The sequence below is a fragment of the Thermomonospora echinospora genome, assembly GCF_900108175.1.
GTDB lineage: Bacteria > Actinomycetota > Actinomycetes > Streptosporangiales > Streptosporangiaceae > Thermomonospora > Thermomonospora echinospora.
In genome coordinates, this window is record NZ_FNVO01000047.1 from 1 (window position 1) to 18626 (window position 18626).

16 protein-coding genes and 1 tRNA gene are annotated in these 18626 nt (G+C 73.5%); 12 read left to right on the plus strand and 5 right to left on the minus strand.

The annotated features are described in order from the left end of the window. Positions 1 to 19 precede the first annotated feature (19 nt). Positions 20 to 92: transfer RNA gene (locus C4U03_RS39025), tRNA-Gly, on the minus strand. A 177-nt stretch (positions 93 to 269) separates the two neighbouring features. On the opposite strand from C4U03_RS39025, the gene C4U03_RS39030 reads away from it, so the two are divergent. Beyond that, positions 270 to 785 carry a DUF6328 family protein gene (locus C4U03_RS39030; protein WP_103944847.1) on the plus strand — a complete coding sequence of 172 codons (516 nt, stop codon included), beginning with the start codon at positions 270 to 272 and terminating at the stop codon, positions 783 to 785. A 7-nt stretch (positions 786 to 792) separates the two neighbouring features. Here the strand turns inward: C4U03_RS39030 and C4U03_RS39035 are convergent, their stop codons facing one another. Continuing rightward, positions 793 to 2604, minus strand: coding sequence for an alpha/beta hydrolase (locus C4U03_RS39035; protein WP_160147257.1), 1812 nt, complete (start codon positions 2602 to 2604; stop codon positions 793 to 795). Positions 2605 to 2810: 206 nt separating this feature from the next. Here C4U03_RS39035 and C4U03_RS40905 point away from each other — a divergent pair, with 206 nt between their 5' ends. From C4U03_RS40905 to pspAB, 11 genes are all read left to right on the plus strand, one after another. Then, positions 2811 to 2978 carry a hypothetical protein gene (locus C4U03_RS40905; RefSeq protein WP_160147258.1) on the plus strand — a complete coding sequence of 56 codons (168 nt, stop codon included), beginning with the start codon at positions 2811 to 2813 and terminating at the stop codon, positions 2976 to 2978. Next, positions 2963 to 4426 carry a purine-cytosine permease family protein gene (locus C4U03_RS39040; RefSeq protein WP_160147259.1) on the plus strand — a complete coding sequence of 488 codons (1464 nt, stop codon included), beginning with the start codon at positions 2963 to 2965 and terminating at the stop codon, positions 4424 to 4426. Before C4U03_RS40905 ends, C4U03_RS39040 begins: the two co-directional genes overlap by 16 nt. Next, positions 4426 to 5532, plus strand: a complete 1107-nt coding sequence (locus tag C4U03_RS39045; RefSeq protein ID WP_103944852.1) for an alcohol dehydrogenase catalytic domain-containing protein — start codon at positions 4426 to 4428, stop codon at positions 5530 to 5532. The genes C4U03_RS39040 and C4U03_RS39045 overlap by 1 nt, the downstream gene beginning before the upstream one ends. A gap of 14 nt (positions 5533 to 5546) precedes the next feature. After that, on the plus strand, positions 5547 to 6545 hold the full coding sequence (gene speB / locus C4U03_RS39050) for an agmatinase (protein ID WP_235018400.1): 999 nt from the start codon (positions 5547 to 5549) through the stop codon (positions 6543 to 6545). Beyond that, positions 6542 to 8203, plus strand: coding sequence for a nitrilase-related carbon-nitrogen hydrolase (locus C4U03_RS39055; RefSeq protein ID WP_103944853.1), 1662 nt, complete (start codon positions 6542 to 6544; stop codon positions 8201 to 8203). Before speB ends, C4U03_RS39055 begins: the two co-directional genes overlap by 4 nt. Before the next feature lie 27 nt (positions 8204 to 8230). After that, a complete protein-coding gene (locus C4U03_RS39060) occupies positions 8231 to 9847 on the plus strand; it encodes a PucR family transcriptional regulator (protein WP_103944855.1) in 1617 nt (538 codons plus the stop codon). Beyond that, the gene (locus tag C4U03_RS39065; protein ID WP_103944857.1) at positions 9847 to 10326 is read left to right on the plus strand and encodes an MSMEG_6728 family protein; all 480 of its coding nucleotides are present in this window, start codon (positions 9847 to 9849) and stop codon (positions 10324 to 10326) included. Before C4U03_RS39060 ends, C4U03_RS39065 begins: the two co-directional genes overlap by 1 nt. A 271-nt stretch (positions 10327 to 10597) precedes the next feature. Continuing rightward, a complete protein-coding gene (locus C4U03_RS39070) occupies positions 10598 to 10996 on the plus strand; it encodes a YciI family protein (protein WP_103944859.1) in 399 nt (132 codons plus the stop codon). A gap of 4 nt (positions 10997 to 11000) precedes the next feature. Then, positions 11001 to 12242 carry an RNA polymerase sigma factor gene (locus tag C4U03_RS39075; protein WP_103944861.1) on the plus strand — a complete coding sequence of 414 codons (1242 nt, stop codon included), beginning with the start codon at positions 11001 to 11003 and terminating at the stop codon, positions 12240 to 12242. A 179-nt stretch (positions 12243 to 12421) separates the two neighbouring features. Then, positions 12422 to 13336, plus strand: coding sequence for a zinc metalloprotease HtpX (htpX, locus tag C4U03_RS39080; RefSeq protein WP_200827783.1), 915 nt, complete (start codon positions 12422 to 12424; stop codon positions 13334 to 13336). Beyond that, complete coding sequence (pspAB, locus tag C4U03_RS39085) at positions 13336 to 13911, plus strand: PspA-associated protein PspAB (protein ID WP_103944862.1); 576 nt, start codon at positions 13336 to 13338, stop codon at positions 13909 to 13911. Before htpX ends, pspAB begins: the two co-directional genes overlap by 1 nt. Before the next feature lie 335 nt (positions 13912 to 14246). Here pspAB and C4U03_RS39090 read toward each other — a convergent pair whose 3' ends face one another. The 3 genes from C4U03_RS39090 to C4U03_RS39100 all read right to left on the minus strand — a co-directional run bounded on the left by C4U03_RS39090 (position 14247) and on the right by C4U03_RS39100 (position 18229). Continuing rightward, complete coding sequence (locus C4U03_RS39090; RefSeq protein WP_200827784.1) at positions 14247 to 15776, minus strand: carboxylesterase/lipase family protein; 1530 nt, start codon at positions 15774 to 15776, stop codon at positions 14247 to 14249. 386 nt (positions 15777 to 16162) lie between these two features. Continuing rightward, the gene (locus C4U03_RS39095) at positions 16163 to 17506 is read right to left on the minus strand and encodes an MBL fold metallo-hydrolase (protein WP_103944866.1); all 1344 of its coding nucleotides are present in this window, start codon (positions 17504 to 17506) and stop codon (positions 16163 to 16165) included. A gap of 339 nt (positions 17507 to 17845) precedes the next feature. Beyond that, positions 17846 to 18229, minus strand: coding sequence for an STAS domain-containing protein (locus C4U03_RS39100; protein WP_160147260.1), 384 nt, complete (start codon positions 18227 to 18229; stop codon positions 17846 to 17848). Positions 18230 to 18626: the final 397 nt, after the last annotated feature.

Here is an 18626-nt window from a genome sequence, read left to right on the forward strand (position 1 = left end):
GCGCTGCTTGGCCCCTCAGAGCGGACGACGGGATTCGAACCCGCGACCCTCACCTTGGCAAGGTGATGCTCTACCAACTGAGCCACGTCCGCGTGCTGCTCCGAGCCCTGCTCGGTGCGTGCACTGGTAACTGTAGCGGAATCCAGGGGCGGATGCGCACTCGGCGAGGTCAGGGGGAGATCGGGTTTGTCCGATCGCGGCGGCGGTAAGAGGTACGCGTGACATCTGAAGATCCTCCCCCCAGAACCGGTTCGGCCAACGCGGCCACTGTGGCCGATGGGGCCACCGCGGCGACCGAGACCCCCAACGAGACTCCCGCCGAGCGCGCCGACCGCAACTTCGTGGAGTTGCTGCAGGGGTTCCGGGTAGCCGTCACCGGAGTGCAGGTGTTGTTCGCGTTCCTGCTGACCGTCCCGTTCTCGCAAGGGTTCGTCCGGGTCGACGAGGCCGACCGCCGGCTGTTCTACGTGTCACTGCTGGGGGCGGCCGTCGCCTCGATGTTCTTCATCGCCCCGGTCGCCCAGCACCGGATCCTGTTCCGCCAGGGCATGAAGGAGTCGCTGGTCCACCGGGCCAACATGTACGGGATGATCGGCACGCTGGCGCTGGCGGTGTCGATGACGGCCGCCACGATGCTGGTGGTCGACTACATGTACAACGGGTCGCTGCCGGTGGTCACGGCGGCGCTGACGGCCGTGCTGGCGCTGTGGCTGTGGTTCGGGGATCCGCTGCTGCGCCGGACCAGGAACGGCAACGGCAACGGCGGGCGGACCGAGGACGACTGACGGGCGGTCAGTCGTGCGCCTTGATCCACTTGACCAGCCGGTCGCGGACGGCCGGCCTGGCGAGCAGGCCCATGCCGTGCTCGTCGCCGGCCACCACGTGCTGCGCGCAGCCGACCGAGCCGGCCCGCAGCGCCTGGCAGAGCTGGGCGCCGTGGGCGGGCGGGACGAAGTCGTGCCGTGAGTGGATCAGCAGCATGGGGGTGTCGCCCCGGCCGGCGTGCTGGAAGCTGACCATGTCGATCCAGCGGCTCCAGCAGGCGGCGTCGTCGCGGTCGGGGGTGCAGCGGGCGAGCAGGACGGCGGCGTCGCGCAGCTTGCGGTGGTAGACCGTGGCGCCCCGCTCCTGGCCTTCCTGGTAGGCGCGGTAGGGGTTGGCGACGGGAGAGACGGCCGCCACCGCCTTGGCGTACCTGGTGCCGGTGGAGTGGACGCCGAGGTTGGTGGCCAGGTGCCCGCCGGCCGAGCTGCCCACCAGAACCACGCGCCGGGGGTTGGCCGAGAAGGCGGCGGCATGGGACTTCACCCACTGGGTGGCCTGGTAGAGGTCCTGCCGCTGGGCCTGCCAGCCGGCCTGGGTGTTCAACCGGTAGTTGACGGCGAAGACGGCGTAGCCCTTGCGGACGAGGTGGCGGGCGAAGTCGGTGAACGACGACTTGTCGCCCTCGTACCAGTAGCCGCCGTGGACGAGGACGACGGCGGGCTGCTTAGTGCTGCGCTTGACGTAGTAGGCGGTGAGCCTGTGACGGGGGTGGGGGCCGTAGCTGTAGGTGCGCTCCCGCTGGGCGGCGGCCGTCTTTGGGGTGGAGACGGTGGTGCCGTCGTCGTCGGAGGTGCGGGAGGGGACGCGTTCGGTGCGCACCGAGGCGTCCTCGGTGGGCGGGGCGTCCGTCGTCGCGGACGCGGCGCGCGCCTGGGTGCGGGCGCGGATCCAGGTGAGGATTTGCGTGCGCAGGCCGCTGTCGGACAGTAGACCGCCGCCGCTGGCCGAGCCCCCCACCGTCCGTACCGTCACGTCGCGCACCCCGGCGTCGGCGAGCGCCTCCTTGAGGAGGTTGCCGTGTGCGGCGGGAATGACGTCGTGGCTGGAGTGGACCAGCAGCATGGGGGAGTCCCCGGCGCTCGCATGGGTGGCCGAGTCCATGTTGCGGAACCGGGTCAGGCAGTGCCGCTCGCCGTCGAGGGGCGTGCAGTCGGCCAGGATCACGCTCTGGTCGCGCATCTTGCGGCGGGTCGCGGACGCGGCGGTCGTCTGCGCCGTGTCGTAGGCGCGGTCGGGTGAGGTGATGGCCGACAGGCCGACCACGGCGCGGACCCTGGCCGCCCCGGTGGCGTGGGTGCCCGCCTGGGTGGCCAGATGCCCGCCGGCCTGCGCGCCGATCACCGCGAGCCGGTCCCGGTCGAGCCGGAAGGTACCCGAGTGGTCCTTGATCCAGGTGATGGCCCGGTAGAGGTCGTCGCGCGGGGCGGGCCAGGTCGCGTCGGTGTTGTAGCGGTGGTCGACGGTGAAGACGGCGAATCCGCGCTGGGCGTACCACTCGGCGGTGGACTTCCATTCCCCGCGCCGCCCGGCGTTCCAGAAACCGCCGTGGACGATGACGATTCCCGGCTGGGTGCCCTTGCCGGGGGAGTTCCAGTACGCGTCGAGGGCCTGGCGCGCGTGCGAGCCGTACCGGTAGGTCCGGGTGTTCTCCACCGCCGCGGCCTGCGAGATCGCCAGCGGGACCAGCGCGCTCGCACCGAGCAGGCCGGTGACCAGGACGGCGGGGCGCAGCAGCTTGCGCATGGCGGGAGCTCTCCGTTCGGCGAGGGGGGTGATCATTTCTACCGCCTCGGCCGGTCGCGGTACGGGGCATCGGGATATTTCGGTGCCCGCGGGGTGCGGCGAACCCGCTGATCCGGCCGACGAATTGGCGGAAAAGCAGTGGACCGGGCAACGGATGTCGCTCACTAGCGTGAGTGCGCCGCCGGTTCGCTTTCCGTCGACCGACGGATCCATGACCCTGACGGTCGTGCATGGGAGGTTCGATGGACGTGAGGGACCCGGCGCTGCGGGCCGAGCTGGAACGCCGGCTCGACATCCTGGAGCGCGAGGAGGCCGGTGACGCCGCGCACGCGGCGCTCGGCGCGGGCGACCTTTGGGCGCTGGCCCTGCTGGTGGCCGTGCTGGTGGCGGTCGGGTGGGTGATGGCCTGATGGCGGCCGAGGAGGACGTGACCCGGGAGGCGACCTTCGGGTCGCTGCCGGTGCTGCGCGGTGAGCGGGTGTGGAACTTCACCGACTTCACCTGGGTGAACGTCGGGCTGGCCATCGCCACCTGGGCGTTCCTGGTGGGCGGCTCCACCGCCGCGCTGGTCGGCTTCCGCGAGGGCCTGGCCGCAATGATCATCGGCAACGCGATCGGCGTGGCGGTGATGCTGCTGGCCAGCGTGGTCTCCAGCCAGCGGTACGGGGTCGAGCAGTACACGATCCTGCGCAGCGTCTACGGCATCGGCGGCGTGGCGCTGCTGGTGTTCACCGTGGTGCTGTTCACCGAGATGGGCTGGTCGGCCCTGCTCGGGGTGATGTTCGGCCGGGCCACCGCGCAGGTGTCCAACGAGGTGTTCGGCACCCACATCGGGCCCAACGCGATCGTCGTCACCCTGCTGGCGCTGCTGGCCCTGGCCATCGCCTGGGTCGTGCTGGCCAAGGGGCCGCTGACCATTCGGTGGTTCAACCGCATCGTGGCGCCCGGCCTGGCGATCCTGACGTTCGGCATGGCCGTCCTGCTGATCACCGAGACCTCCTGGAGTGAGCTGCTCAACGCGCCGCCGCTGGAGCCGTTCCCCGACGAGCGGCTCAACTTCGCGCTGGCCGTCGAGTTCAACCTCGGCGTGGGCCTGTCGTGGTGGCCGGTCATGGGCAGCCTGGCCCGCCTGACCGACAAGCCGCGCAGCGGCCTGTGGCCGGGGTACATCGGCCTGTTCGGCGCCACGCTGGTGGCCCAGGTCGTCGGGATGGCCGCCGCGCTGACCCTGGGCGACTCCGACCCGACGGTGTGGATGGTGCCGCTGGGCGGCCAATGGCTGGGCATCCTGGCGCTGGTGTTCATCGGGTTCGCCAACCTCACCAGCCTGTCGTCCATCGTGTACTCGACCTGCCTGGCGTTGCGGCAGGCAGGCGGCAACCGGCTGACCCGGATCCGCTGGGAGTGGCTGACGGCCGCGTTCTTCGTACTGCCCGCGGTGGTGAGCTTCTGGCCGAACCTGCTGTACGACAAGTTCCTGGTGTTCGTCACCTGGAGCGGGGCGTTCCTGGCGGCCATCGCCGGGACGGTCATCGCCGACTACTTCGTGCTGCGCCGCCAGCGGCTGCAGCTGCGGGGCCTGTACGAGCCCGGCAAGGCCAGCCCATACCACTTCAGCGGCGGATTCAACGTGGCCGGGCTGGTCTCGACGGGCCTGGGCGCGGTGGTCTACGTGGTGCTCTACAACCCGCAGACCCTCGCCACCAAGCCGGCGTTCGACTACATCACCGCCTCCGTCCCGGCCGCGATCGTCGCCGCCGTCGCCCACCTGGTGCTGACGCCGCTGCTGAACCGGCGCGGCGGTGGCTACGCCACCGGCCACGTTCCCGCTCACCGGACCGCGAAGGAGACCCTCTGATGGCGCGTACCGCGATGGCGGCCGTTCACGACGGCCGCGGCACCACCCTGGACATCCGCGAGGTGTGGGTGGCCGACCCGGGACCCGGCGAGGTCCTCGTCCGCATGGGAGCCTCCGGGGTGTGCGGCTCGGACCGGCACGTGATCGACGGTGAGTGGCACCTGCCCACGCCGACCGTACTGGGCCACGAGGGCGCCGGGACCGTCGAGGCGGTCGGCCCCGGGGTCACCGACGTGGCCCCCGGCGACAGCGTCATCCTGTCCTGGTACTACCCGTGCCGCCGCTGCCGGGCCTGCGCGGCGGGCAAGGCGTGGGCGTGCACCGGCACCCGCTCGGGCGAGTGCCTGCTGCCCGACGGGACCACCCGCCTCAGCGACGAGCGGGGCGTGGTCTACCCGTACCTGGCGGTCGGCACGATGAGCGAGTACGCGGTGGTGCCCGAGTCGGCTGCGGTGCGCGTGCCGTCCGAGCTGCCGATGGACGTGGCCAGCCTGATCGGCTGCTCGATCACCACCGGCGTCGGCGCGGTGACCAACAACGCCAGGGTGCCCGCCGGGGCGTCCGCCGTCGTGGTGGGCTGCGGCGGCGTGGGCCTGGCGGTGGTCATGGGCCTGGTGCTGGCCGGCGCCCACCCGATCATCGCGGTGGACACCTCCGAGGAGAAGCTGGCCGCCGCCCGCTCGTTCGGCGCCACCCACACCGTCCAGGCCGGGCCTGGAACGGACGTCGCGGCGGCGGTCGCCGACCTGACCGGCGGCGGCGCCGACTACGCCTTCGAGGTGATCGGCCGGGTCGAGACCATCGAGACCCTGCCGTCGCTGCTGGCCACCGCGGGTGTCGGCGTGCTGGTGGGCCTGCCGCCCGAGGGCGCGCGGGCCGGGATCGACGTGCTGGAGCTGGCCGAGGCGGGCAAGACCCTGATCGGCTCCAACTACGGCGGCGCGGTGCCCGGCCTGGACTTCCCCCGGCTGGCCGGGCTGTACCTGGCCGGACGGCTGCCGCTGGACTCGCTGATCTCGCACCGCATCCGGCTGGAGGAGGTCAACGAGGCGTTCGCGGCCATGCGCGCCGGAACCCGCACCCGCAGCGTGATCGTCTTCGACTGAGCACAGGACGGACCTTGACCCTTCATCCCTCCCCGCTGCCCGCCGAGCCGCACGACGGGCCCGAGCCGCTCGGCCCGGTGAACTCCGCGCTGGTGCCCCGGTTCGCCGGTCCCGCCACGTTCGCCCGGCTGCCCCGCCTGGACCAGGTGCGCCGCGCCGACGTGGGCATCGTCGGCGTCCCGTTCGACGCCGGCGTGTCCTACCGGCCGGGCGCCCGGTTCGGGCCGGCGGCCGTCCGGGAGGCGTCCCGGCTGCTGCGGCCCTACAACCCCGCGCAGGACCTGTCCCCGTTCCAGGCGGCGCAGGTGGTGGACGCCGGGGACATCGCCTGCAACCCGTTCGACATCGGCGAGGCCATCGGCACCGTCCAGTCGACGGTCGCGCAGGTGGCGGCGCGGTGCGATCGTGTGGTCACCATCGGGGGAGACCACACGATCGCGCTGCCGCTGCTGCGGGAGGCGCGCGAGCGGTTCGGTGAGCCCCTTGCCCTGATCCACTTCGACGCCCACCTCGACACCTGGGACACCTACTTCGGGGCCGCCTACACGCACGGCACGCCGTTCCGCCGGGCGCACGAGGAGGGCCTGCTGGCCGAGGGCGCCTGCGCGCACGTGGGCACCCGCGGCCCGCTGTACGGCCGCATCGACCTGGACGAGGACGCCCGCATGGGCTTCGGCATCGTCACCAGCGACGACTTCCAGAGCCGCACGGTCGACGACGTGGCCGAGGAATTGGTGCGGCGGGTCGGCGACCGGCCGGTGTACGTGTCGGTGGACATCGACGTCCTGGACCCGGCCCACGCGCCCGGCACCGGCACCCCAGAGGCGGGCGGGCTGACCAGCCGCGAGCTGCTCGGCGTGCTGCGGCGGCTGGCCGCCGCCCAGATCGTCGGCGCCGACGTGGTGGAGGTCGCGCCCGCCTACGACCACGCCCAGCTCACCGCGGTGGCCGCCGGCCACGTCGTGTACGAGCTGGTCACCGTGCTGGCGGGGAAGGTGGCCGACACACGTTGAGCGACCTGGTCACGGTGGGCGCCGTCCAGCTGGAGGCCGTGCACGGCGAGGTGCGGACCAACCTGGCGGCGATCGAAGAGCTGGCGGCGGCCGCGGCGGCCGACGGGGCACGGCTGGTCGTGACCCCGGAGATGGCGCTGACCGGCTATCTGTGGCCCGACGAGGAGTCGGTGCGCGGCCTGGCCGAGCCGGTGGACGGGCCGTCCGTCCGCCGCCTGGCCGGGCTGTGCCGGACCATCGGGGCCTGGCTGGTGCTCGGCCTGCCCGAGCTCGACCCCGACCTCGGCACGCTGCACAACAGCTGCGTGCTCATCGGCCCGGACGGTCCCGTCGGCTCCTACCGCAAGACCCAGCCGTTCGTGGCCGACCCGCGGTGGGCGGTGGACGGGCATCTGCGGCCGCCGGTCTGGGACACCCCGGCCGGCCGTGTCAGCCCGTTGATCTGCGCGGACGTCGACCATCCCGAGCCGATGCGGTACGCGGCGCTCAGCGGCGCCGACTGGGTCGCGCTGCCCACCGCGTGGGTGGACGAGCCCGGCCCCAGCGCCACCTGGCGGCTGCGCGCCTGGGAGAACGGGCTGCCCATGGTCGCCGCCGACATGGCGGGGGCCGAGCCGCTGGACGGCGCCACCGTGCAGTTCAGCGGCGGCACCTGCGTCCTCGACCACAGCGGGAACGTGACCGCCGCGCTCGACGGCGGCACGGGATACGTCACCGCGACCCTCGACCTGGCGGAGGCCGCCGCCGTCCGCCGTGCCCGCCTGAAGGCCCGCAGGCCCGCCGAGTACCGGCCGCTGGCCCGCTCCTCCACCTGGCCCCGCTCCGACCATGAGGCGCTGTCCGACCGCCCAACCCGGACCGAGCCCGTGGTCGGAGCGGTGTTCTCCGGCCCGCCGGGGGTGCCGCCCGCCGCGCCGGAGGGCACCCGGCTGGCCGTCCTGCCGGCCTTCCACCTGACCGGCGGGCGCCCCGACCCGGAGCAGGACGCCGCGGCCCGGCGGGTCCTGTGGGACTGGTGCGCGGCCGGCCGGTGCGAGGCGGTGACGGCGCTGGCCGTACGTGATGAGGACGGACGACCCCGATACGCCGTGGTGCACTGCACGCCGGAGGGCCGGATGGCCGTCCGGTACGCCACGCATCTGGGCGCACAAGCAGCCTGGGCGGCACCAGGGGCGGAGCCGCCCAGGCCCGTTCAACGGCCTTGGGGAACGCTGGGGCTGCTGGCCGCCGAGGAACTGGAGGCGTTCGAGCCCTCCCGTGTCCTGGCCGTGCTCGGTGCCGATGTCATCGCGGCGCCCGGCGCGGTCGACTGGCCGTTCCCCGTCCCGTTCGCGGGGACCCGCGTGCCGCTGGAGCCCGCCCTGCTGCGCGAGCCGGACTCGGAGTTCGCCCATCCGGCGCGGCTGCGCGCGGGCGACTCCCACGTGTGGATCGCGATGGCCAACGCCGGGCGGGTCCCCGGCGGCCTCTTCTCACCCGACCACGTGACGGTGCCGCGCACGGAGGCCGTCGCGGACGGGCCGGGCTGGACGGTGCTGGACTGCCCGCTCGTGGGCCGGGAGGGGCCGGGCGTGGTGTGCGCGGCCAAGCCGCAGCTGGCGCGGCGCCGCACCGACCTGTACGGAGCCGCGATGCTCCGCGGACCCCGCCGTGTGTAATGGAGGGGTGGGCAGACAGGGGCGCCGATGACCGTCACGATCCGGCGGCTGCTCGCCGACGCCGGGCTGGGACTGCGAGTGGTGTCCGGCACAGAGGGCCTGGACCAGCCGGTGCGCTGGGTGGCGGTCTCGGAGCTGCCCGACCCCACCCCGTGGCTGGACGGGGCGGAGCTGCTGCTGACCAGCGGGATGTGGCTGCGCGATGAGCCGGAGCCGGCCCGGGCGGCGGTGACCTGGGCGCGGCGGCTGGCCGAGGCCGGGGCCCGCGCGGTCGGGTTCGGGCTCGACCCCTGGTTCCCGGAGATCCCCGGTGAGGTCGTCCAGGCGGCGCGGCGCAACCGGCTGACCCTGATCGAGGTGCCGACGCGCACCCCGTTCGTGGCGGTGGACCGGGCCGTGGCCGACCTGAATGCCGCCGAGGCCCGGCGCGAGGCCGAGCAGGCCGGGCGGCTGCAGCAGCGGCTGGCCGAGGCCGGGCACTCCGGGCGGCAGGCCGTGGCCGACCGGCTGGCACGCGACCTGAACGGCTGGGTGGCGGTGCTCGACCCGGGCCACCACGTCCTGCTGCGCTCCCCCTCCGGCAAGGGCTCGCATGACGAGAAGCCCCCTCGAAAGGTCCTGTACGGCGGGCAGCCCTCCCGAGACGGCTCGTACAGAGATAAGCCTCTCCGGGACGGCTCGTACGGCGAGGAGCCTGCCCCGAACGGCCCGGACGACGAGAGGCCTCTCCGAAGCGGCCCGGACGACGGGACGTTGGCGGAGCTGGCCCGGCGGGCCGAGCGGGGCCGCCGGCACGCGCTGGGGGCCGAAGCGGACGGTATGCCCGTCATTGCCGTGCCGCTGGGCCTGGCCCGCGAGCGCCGGGGCACGCTGTGTGTCGGGGCGCCGGCAGTGGGGGAGCGGCCCGCCTGGGCGGCGAGCGTTGTCGGGACCGCCGCCGCCGTGCTGACCGTGCTGGACCGGGGCGGCGAACGGGAGCTGCGCGGCGTGGTGGCCATGCTGCTGGCCGAGGGGGAGACCGGCCCGGCCGCACGGGTGGCCGCCGCGCTGGACCTGCCGCTGCCCGGCTCGCTGGTGGCCGTGACGATCACCGGCCGGGGGCATCGCGAGCTCGCCGCGCGGGTGGTGACCGCCGGGGGCTGGGCCGCCGCCGACCGGCCGTCCGGGTCGGTCGTCCTGGTCACCCCGGGGTTCGCCGAGGAGCGGCTGGCGCCGCTGCTGGCCAGCGGGCGGGCCGGGCTGTCGGTACCCCACCCCCCGGCAGAGACCGTCGAGGCGATCCGGGAGGCCGAGACCGCCGCCGCGCTGACCCGCCCCGACCGGCGCCTCGTCCGGTACGCCGAGACCCCCGCGATGGAGCTGGACCGGCTGCTGGCCTCACCGGCCGCCGAACGGTTCGCCTCCGCCCTGCTGGCCCCGCTGGCGCGCCGTGAGGACGGGCGGCTGCTGCTGGCCGCCGCGCGGGCCTGGGTGGCGGCTAACTACCGGTGGGATCCGGCCGCGGCGGCGGCCGGGGTGCACCGCGAGACGCTGCGCGCCCGGCTGCGGCGGGTCGCCGAGCTGGCCGGCCTGGACCTGGACAAGTCCGCCGACCGGCTGGCGCTCTCGCTGGCCCTCAAGGTGCCGCAGGACTGGGAACGCTGATGCAGACGTTCCTGCCCTATCCCGGCTTCGCCGCGTCCGCCCGGGTGCTGGACGCGCGGCGGCTGGGCAAGCAGCGGGTGGAGGCGATCCAGGTGCTGCGGGGGCTGCTCGTCCCCGGCTACGGCTGGCGCCATCACCCGGCGGTGCGGATGTGGACCGGCTATGAGGAGGCGCTCGTCCGCTACGGGCTGGAGACCTGCCTCACGTGGTGCGCGGCGGGACGCGCCGACACCTGTGCCGCCACCCTGCTCGACGACCTGGCCGAGGCCACCGGGATCTTGGACGTACGTACCCAGGAGGAGCTGGCGAAGGCCGGTGAGCTGCCGCCCTGGCTCGGTGATCCGGATTTCCACCGCAGCCACCAGTCGTCCCTGCTGCGCAAGGACCCGGCGCATTACGGCCCGTTTTTCCCCGGAGTGCCCGACGACCTCCCGTACGTGTGGCCCCGCTCAGACCGCACGACCCGGACGGACCGGTGAAGAGCCGGACGAGCCAGGACCCGCTCGTCCGGGGGAGATCCCCGCGTCCCCGGCGATGAGTGCGGGGCCCGGCAACGTTCTGCACACCTACCGTCCCGTCGCCCGCTGACGGCGAGCACCGGGCGGCCGGTTCCCGGGAGGACGCGGCCGGATCACGCCCGCTCGGAATTTTTTTCTCCGGACCCGCGCCGCGACGTAGAGGACGCGGGAACCTGCTCCGACCTGTCGGTGAGAGCGTCGGTAAGGACGCGCGGACACCAGGAGCGAGGACATGAAGTACATGATGCTGATGCAGTTCGGCCCGCTGAGCGGCCTGCCGCCGATGGACACCTGGCCGGCCGAGGACGTCAAGGCGCACATCGAGTTCATGCACGAGGTGAACCGCGGGTTCATCGAGTCCGGGGAGTTCGTGGACGCGCAGGGGCTGGCGGCGCCGGACCAGGCCCGGATCGTGCGGGCCGGTGCCGACGGCTCCCCGGTGATCACCGACGGCCCGTACCCTGAAACCAAGGAGTTCCTCATCGGCTACTGGATCATCGACGTCGAGAGCCCGCAGCGGGCGTTCGACCTCGCCGCCACCGTCTCGGCGGCGCCCGGCCCCGGCGGTGCGCCGCTGAACATGCCGATCGAGGTGCGCCAGGTGATGTCGGCAGCGCCCCAGGAGCCGTGACCCGCTGAACGACCCGTCCGCCGACGACCTGCTGCGCGCGCTGGCGCCGCAGGTCGTCGGCGTGCTCACCCGCCGCTTCGGGGACTTCGACGCCGCCGAGGACGCCGTTCAGGAGGCGCTGCTGAACGCCGCCGCGCAGTGGCCGGCCGAGGGCGTGCCCGGCAACCCGCGCGGCTGGCTGATCCAGGTCGCCTCCCGCCGGATGGCCGACCAGCTGCGCGGCGAGCAGGCCCGGCGGCGCCGGGAGGAACTGGTGGCCGCCTGGTCGCCGCCGGACCGGCGGGTGGCCCCGCCGGCCGACGACCCGGACGCCGCGGGCCGCGACGACACGTTGACCATGCTGTTCCTGTGCTGCCATCCCACGCTGACCCCGGCCTCGGCGATCGCGCTCACGCTGCGCTCGGTGGGCGGCCTGACCACCGCCGAGATCGCCCGCGCCTTCCTGGTCCCCGAGGCGACCATGGCCCAGCGCATCAGCCGGGCCAAGCAGCGCATCAAGTCCTCCGGCGTGCCGTTCCGCATGCCCGGCCCGGACGAGCGCGCCAGGCGGCTCGCCTCGGTGCTGCACGTGCTCTACTTGATCTTCAACGAGGGGTACGTCGGCAGCGCCGGCCCCGAACTGCAGCGCGTGGAGCTGGCCCGCGAGGCGATCCGGCTGACCCGGATGCTGCACCGGCTGCTGCCCGGCGAGTGCGAGGTGGCCGGGCTGCTGGCGCTGATGGTGCTCACCGACGCCCGCCGTCCCGCCCGCACCGGCCCGGACGGAGCCCCGATCCCGCTCGCCGAGCAGGACCGCACCCTGTGGGACGCCGAGGCTGTCGCCGAGGGGATCGCCCTCGTCACCGCCGCCCTGGCGCGGGGCGCGGTCGGCCCCTACCAGCTCCAAGCGGCCATCGCCGCCGTCCACGACGAGGCCCCCACCGCCGAGGACACCGACTGGCCCCAGATCCTGGCGCTGTACGGCCTGCTGGAACGCATGTCCGACAACCCCATGGTCGCCCTCAACCGGGCCGTCGCCGCCGCCATGGTCCACGGCCCCGCCACCGGCCTGGACATGCTCAGGGCCCTGGACGCCGACGGCCGCCTGGCCGGGCACCACCGCCTGCACGCCGCCCGCGCCCACCTGCTGGAGATGGCCGGTGACCACGAGGCCGCCGTCGCCGAGTACCGCAGCGCCGCCAACCGCACGACGAGCATCCCCGAACGCGACCACCTCATCACCCGCGCCGCCCACCTGCGGGCCTGACCCGCCCGGCCGGCGAACGATCCCGGCGGCGCGGCCACCGCCGGGCCGGGCGGGAACCCCTCCGCCGGCCAGCGGCGGAACCCGTCGTCTCCCGCCTCCGACATGATGCCGCCCGATCGGGGAACCGTGAGGGAGAGATCGCCGAGGTGCTCGGCGAGCGGGGGACTCATTCCGGGGTGATGGCGGTGCGGACGCGTTTCCGGCCCGATCGGGGGCTGACCGTCCGGATGGTGTGGACGGTGTTCCTGCTGGGGCTGCTGTACGTGCTGTTCGTGGCGGCGCTGGTGGCGCTGCTGAAGTCGGTGTTTTGGGTGGTGGTGATCGCAGGAGGGCTGCTGTTCGCGCAGTACTGGTTCTCCGACAAGATCGCGCTGGCCGGGATGGGGGCCCGGACGGTGACGCCGCAGCAGGCTCCCGAGCTGCACGGGCTGCTGGACCGGCTGTGCGCCACCGCTGACATGCCCAAACCTCGCGTCGCCATCTCCGACAGCGACCTGCCCAACGCGTTCGCCACCGGGCGCAACCAGGAGAACGCGGTGGTGTGCGTGACGACGGGGCTGCTGCGGCGGCTCGACACCCAGGAGCTGGAGGGCGTGCTGGCCCATGAGCTGTCGCACGTCGCGCACCGGGACGTGGCGGTGATGACGATCGCCTCGTTCCTGGGCGTGCTGGCCGGGCTGGTGACGCGGTTCGCCTTTTACTCGGGCCTGTTCGGCGGGCGCGGGCGCAACAACCAGCAGGGCTTCCCGGTGCTGCTGGCGGTGCTGCTGGTGTCGGCGGTGGTGTACGCGGTGAGCTTCCTGCTGATCAGGGCGCTGTCGCGGTACCGGGAGCTGGCCGCCGACCGGGCCGGCGCCCTGCTGACGGGCCGTCCGTCGGCGCTGGCCTCGGCGCTGACCCGGGTGAGCGGCGACATGGCCCGCATCCCCACCCGGGATCTGCGGGCGGCCTCGGCGTTCAACGCGCTGTTCTTCGCCCCGGCGATCCCGTCCAGGGCGAGCCTGGCGGGACTGCTGATGACCCATCCGCCGCTGGAACGCCGGGTCGAGCAGCTGGCACGGATCTCGCGTGAAATCGGGGAGGCGGGACGCTGATGGGGTTCTGGGACGCGCTGCTCGGCCGCACCAGGCCGGCCGAGCCGAACCTGGACGTGCTGTTCGCGGTGCCGTCCGCGCTGGTCGCCCTGCAGGCCTCGCTCGGCCTGGCACCGACCGGCACCGGCGGGGTCTGCTTTAAGGCGGCCGAGGGCGAGCAGGCCGCGCAGGCCCGCGACGAGGCCCTCGCCCTGGTGAACGCCGGCCGGGAGGCCGGGTCCGCCGTCCGTACCCGGGACGCCTACGGATACGACTGGGTCGTCATCCGCCGTCCCGAGGACGACCCGGCCGCGCTCGTCACCGACCTGCACGCGATCAACTCCACCCTGGAGGGCACCGGGTTCGGCCCGAGCCTGCTGTGCACGGTCATCGGGCTGGAGTCGCCGGTGGAGGGCCGCCGTCTGGGGCTGGTCTACCTGTTCAAACGCGGCACGTTCTACCCGTTCGCGCAGACCGGCGAGCACACCCGCGACAACGAGCTGGAGCTGCGGGTACGGTCCCGGCTCGCCGGCGAGCTGCCGGTCGAGCCCGACCTGTCCCGCTGGTTCCCCGTCTGGGACACCCCCGCCCTGTGAACGCCGGCCGTTCTCGCGGCGGTTCGTCCATGCTGAGGGGCCCGTCGCGAACACCGGGAGATTCGTCGTCCGGCATCCGTTCCTGAGCCGTGTCGGTGACGGAAGGGCGGTCCGCCGCTCCGCCGGGAAGGGGTCCGCCCGTCGGCGGCGTCCTGGGGGTTGAGGAACATCTCTGCGAAATCGTGCGCTGGGCGCCCGGGCGGTGCTGGACGCGCTGCTGACGGTGCCGCCGGGGGCACGGGTCCCGGAGTTGGACCGGTTGCGGCGCGGGCGGTGCGGGTGTCGGGCTCGGCGATGACGCGGGCGCGGGAACGCGCTCGGCCCGCTGACGGCCGCTACCGGGCGAGCAGTGGGAGCGCCGGGAAGGTGTGGTCCTGCCACAGCAGCCGCGAGGGCTCTTCGGGGTAGGCGGTGGCCATCGACGGCGTGTCGAAGAGCTGTGCGAGGCGGTGGTATGCGTCGTACGGAGGCCAGCCCGGGTCGCCGTGAGCGGCGAACGCCGTCCACGCTGTGCGGATCTGCGCGGACAACTCCTCCGCCGCCGGGGAGGGCGGGTCGCCGATCAACATGGCAGGCTGTCCGCTGCTCAGGTTGCCGAAGACCAGCGGCACGTCCAGGCCGTGGCAGGCGCCGAGGCCACCGCCCAATCCCGGGGCGGACCAGGTCAGTTCGTAGAGGTGGGCCCGGCCGCCGCCGGCGATCTGCGCGTCGGCGAGGTGGAGGCTCGGCATGCGGAACAACCAGTCCGCGTTGACCAGTTCGTACAGCTGCTCATCGGCCGCGGCCGGGAACGCCTCCCGGTACCGGCGTGCGCCGTCCGGGCCGGGGGCGAGCAGGCGCAGAGCGGCCTCGGTCTGCTCGTGCGTGACCTGGCCGAGCACGCCGTCGATCAGGCTGAGCAACCGGTGCTCGTCACGAGTGTGCCCGACGAGAAGTCCGACGTCCCGGGCGGCGCCGTCAGCCAGCGCCTGCCAAGGGGTTGCCGGCAGGACGTCACCGTCGACAACCGGTGCGAACGGGATCGGCCGGTGTGTGATCTGCCCCCAGCGCTCCCGCCATTGGACCATCTTGGCGGAGATCGCGTCGCCCGCGGCGGGCAGCCGGGCCGGGGCCACCGCCGACAGGCCGGACACCGTGGGCCGTACCCCCAGCTCGGCGGCGCAGGCGGCGGCGATGTCGGCGGCCAGCTCGGGAGAGAAGAACGTTCCCGGCACGCTCTGCGCGACCGCCCGGCGGAAGAGCCCGGCGGCGCGCGGCATGGCGAGCAGCGCGGCGACCGATCCGCCGCCAGCCGACTGCCCGAAGACCGTGACCCGGTTCGGGTCGCCGCCGAACACCCGGATGTTGTCCCGCACCCACTGCAAGGCCGCGACCTGGTCGAGTAGCCCCCGGTTGGCCGGGGCTCCGTCGATCTGCGCGAAACCCTCAATACCGAGACGGTAGTTGAGGGTCACGACCACGGCTCCGCTCCCGGCCAGGTGCCCGGCGTCGTATTCCGGGAGGCTGGAGTTGCCCATGACGTAACCGCCGCCGGGGATCCACACCATCACCGGGAGCCCGGCCGCCGGATCCGGATCCGGTGTCCAGACGTTGATCGTCAACCAGTCGTCGCCGGCGGTGTCCTGGGACGCCCCGAGTACGCCGGACTGCGGGGGCGGCGGGCCGTACGCGACCGCCGGACGCACACCATCCCAGCTGCGCACCGGCTGCGGTGCGGCGAAACGGAGGGCGCCGACCGGCGGCTCGGCGAACGGGATGCCGCGGAAGACCGCCAGGCCCGCCTCCCGGCCGCCACGGAGGACGCCGGCCGCCGTGCGGACTTCCGGCCCGGACCCGGACGGTCTGCTGGATGCGGTGACGGCCACTTCGCGGTTTCCCTTCCGTTCCTGTCCGACAGAGCATCCCGGTGCGCGCCATTTGCGGGCAAACCATTTAGGGGGCAGAACCGGCACGACAGCGCGGAGAACGGCCTCGGCATGCTCAGACCAGCGCTGGTCTTCGGACCGCACCGGGAATCCTGTTTTCATGGGCAGGGTCTTGCACCCCCGTGCCGGCCAACACGCCCGGCCCTTCAGCAGCCGGGGCAGCCGCCTCGCACACCGGTACCGCCGGAGCGTCATGCCTGCGGTCCCGGCACCACGCCAGCCACGAATATCCGCGCAAGACTTCAAGATCCTCCCTGCCCGCCGACCTCGCCGGCGGCTGACCAGGAGCGGCAGGGGCTTGACACACGATCTCGCAGAGATGTTCCTCAACCCCCGTCCTTCAGGGCGTCCGCCAGCTCGGGCACCCCGGCGCCGGTCAGCGCGACCGGGGTGAAGCCGGCGCGGTGCAGGGCGGTGGCGGCGATGGCCGCGCGGCGGCCCGAGCCGCAGGCCACCAGCACCGGGCGGGCGGGATCGAGCTCGGCGGGGACGCCGTCGGTGAACAGGTCGGGCAGGAACCGCCAGATGGAGCCGGGGACCGCGACGGTCTCGCGCTCGGACGGCATCCGCACGTCCAGTACCTGGGCGCCGGGCCGGCGGGCCAGCGCGGCGAACGCGTCGAGACCGACGACCCGGAAGCGGGCGGTGCCGACGCCGGTCAGGTCGGTGATCACGCCGACGACCGCGTCCAGGCCGATCCTCGCCAGCTGGGTGACGGCCTCGGCCACGTCCTGGCCGGGCTCGGCGACCAGCGCGATCGGCGCCCCGTAGGGCAGCAGCCAGCCCGTCCACGCCCCGAAGTCGTCGGCCAGCTCGATGCCGACCGAGCCGGGCACGAACCCGGCCGCCATCGTCTCGCGCGGCCGGATGTCGACAAGCTGCGTCTCCTCCGGCAGCCCGGCCAGGCCGGCGGCATCCAGCACGGGGACGTCCACCGGCGGCATGGGCGGCACGCCGCGCACGTTGACGGGACTCATGTGCCGGTAGAAGGCGGGGATCGGCTGTGGTTCCGCCAGCAGCCGCCCGACGAACTCGTCCTCGGACCGCGTCGACAGCAGCGGGTTGGCGTCCAGCTCCTCGCCGATGGTGGAGGTGAGCCGGCCGGCCCCGCCGGCCGTGCAGAACGAGCCCTCCCCGTGGGTGGGCAGCAGCAGTACGTCGCGCGGCAGTCCCGCCAGCCGGTGCAGGGACCGGTACTGCAGGCGGGCCAGGGTGTCGGCGCGCTCGGGGCCGAGCAGGTCGGGACGCCCGGCGGCGGCCACCAGCAGGCTGCCGCCGGAGAACACCGCCACCGGCTCCCCGTCGATCAGCACCAGGTGACTGGTGTGCTCGGGGGTGTGGCCGGGGGTGTGCACCGGGCGCAGCGTCAGGCCCTTGTCGCCCTTGATGTCCTCCATGTGGAAGGCGGGGGTGTGCGGGTAGGCCGCGGCCGCGCCGGCCGGCAGCACCAGTTCGGCGCCGGTACGGGCGGCCGCCTGCTCGGCGCCCGACAGGTAGTCGTTGTGCAGGTGGGTGTCCACCACGAACCGCAACGCCACGTCCCGTTCGGCCACGGCGTCCAGGAACCTGCCGATGTCGCGCTGCGGATCGACCAGCACCCCGGTCCCGTCGTGGACGAGCAGGTAGCTGGTGTCACCGAGCCCGGGAGTCCGGAACGGCACGACTTCCATGGTGATCACCTTCCCTGCTCTGCGGGTGCGTCGACGGCACGGGGACGTGGCGTGCCGGGACATCGCGGTTCGTCCCCAGCAGCGCCAGAGGTATGCGGCCGTCACTTGAGCCAGGACAAGCGTCATCGGCCGGAGCCCCGTTCGTCTGCGGGGCTTCCCCGACGGCCCGGGCGATCGGGTGATCCGGGCCGGGAACGGGACGGCTCCGGCCACAGGCGCGGGAGGAGCCCCATCACCGTGACCTGGTGAGGTGCACCGCCCGTGCTCGGCCCGTCCCGGTGTGGCGGGCACAGGGGGGCGTAGCCCGCTCACGGTGGCACGCCGTGAGGTGGGCGCTCGTCAGTTGAAGGACTGCGGGACGGCCATGGCGACGACGGTCACGGGGAACCTGTGGTCCAGCCCCGTCAGCCGCAGCAGCCGTGCGATCACCGGCGGGATCCGGGTCAGGCTGAGTTCCCCGCCGCCGCCCTGCGCGTCGTTGGCGATCCGCACCAGCGCGCTCAGCCCCTGGGCGTCACAGAAGGTCACCCCGCCGAGGTCCAGCAGGACGCGGGCCCGTCTGCCGCTGCTCATCGCGGCGTGCACCAGCCGGTGCAGCCGGTCGGCGGTGGCCAGGTCGAGCTCCCCGCGAATCCTGGCGATCACCAGCCCAGCCTCGCCGCTGTGCACCGTCACGTCGAAGTCCGGCTCGGCAGACGCGGCGAGGTATGTCTGCAAAAGCATGTACTCATTGTCGGCGTCCTCAGCAGACTTTCCAGGGACCAACGTCCCGACAAAGCCCACCAACCCTCCCGGCGAGGAACCGGCGGACACCATCCGGCCCGCCACCCGCCAGGCCACCACCCGACGCCCCACGCGCCAAGACCACAAAGCTCTCCCATGACCCGCCAGACCCACAGGCCGAAGAACACCCACTACAGCAACCAGAGGAGGCGAACGAAAAGGTCCGTGCCCAGCCGTCCAGGCCCCAGGCCAGGGGACGCCCACCACAGCGACCAGGGAAAAGAATGAAAGGCCCCCGTACCGAGATCGGCAGAACTCTCCGTACCGGAGATTCGGCAGGTCCCCGTACCGAAGATCGTCGCACCAACGCGGGGGCGTGGGGGCAGAGCCCCCACCC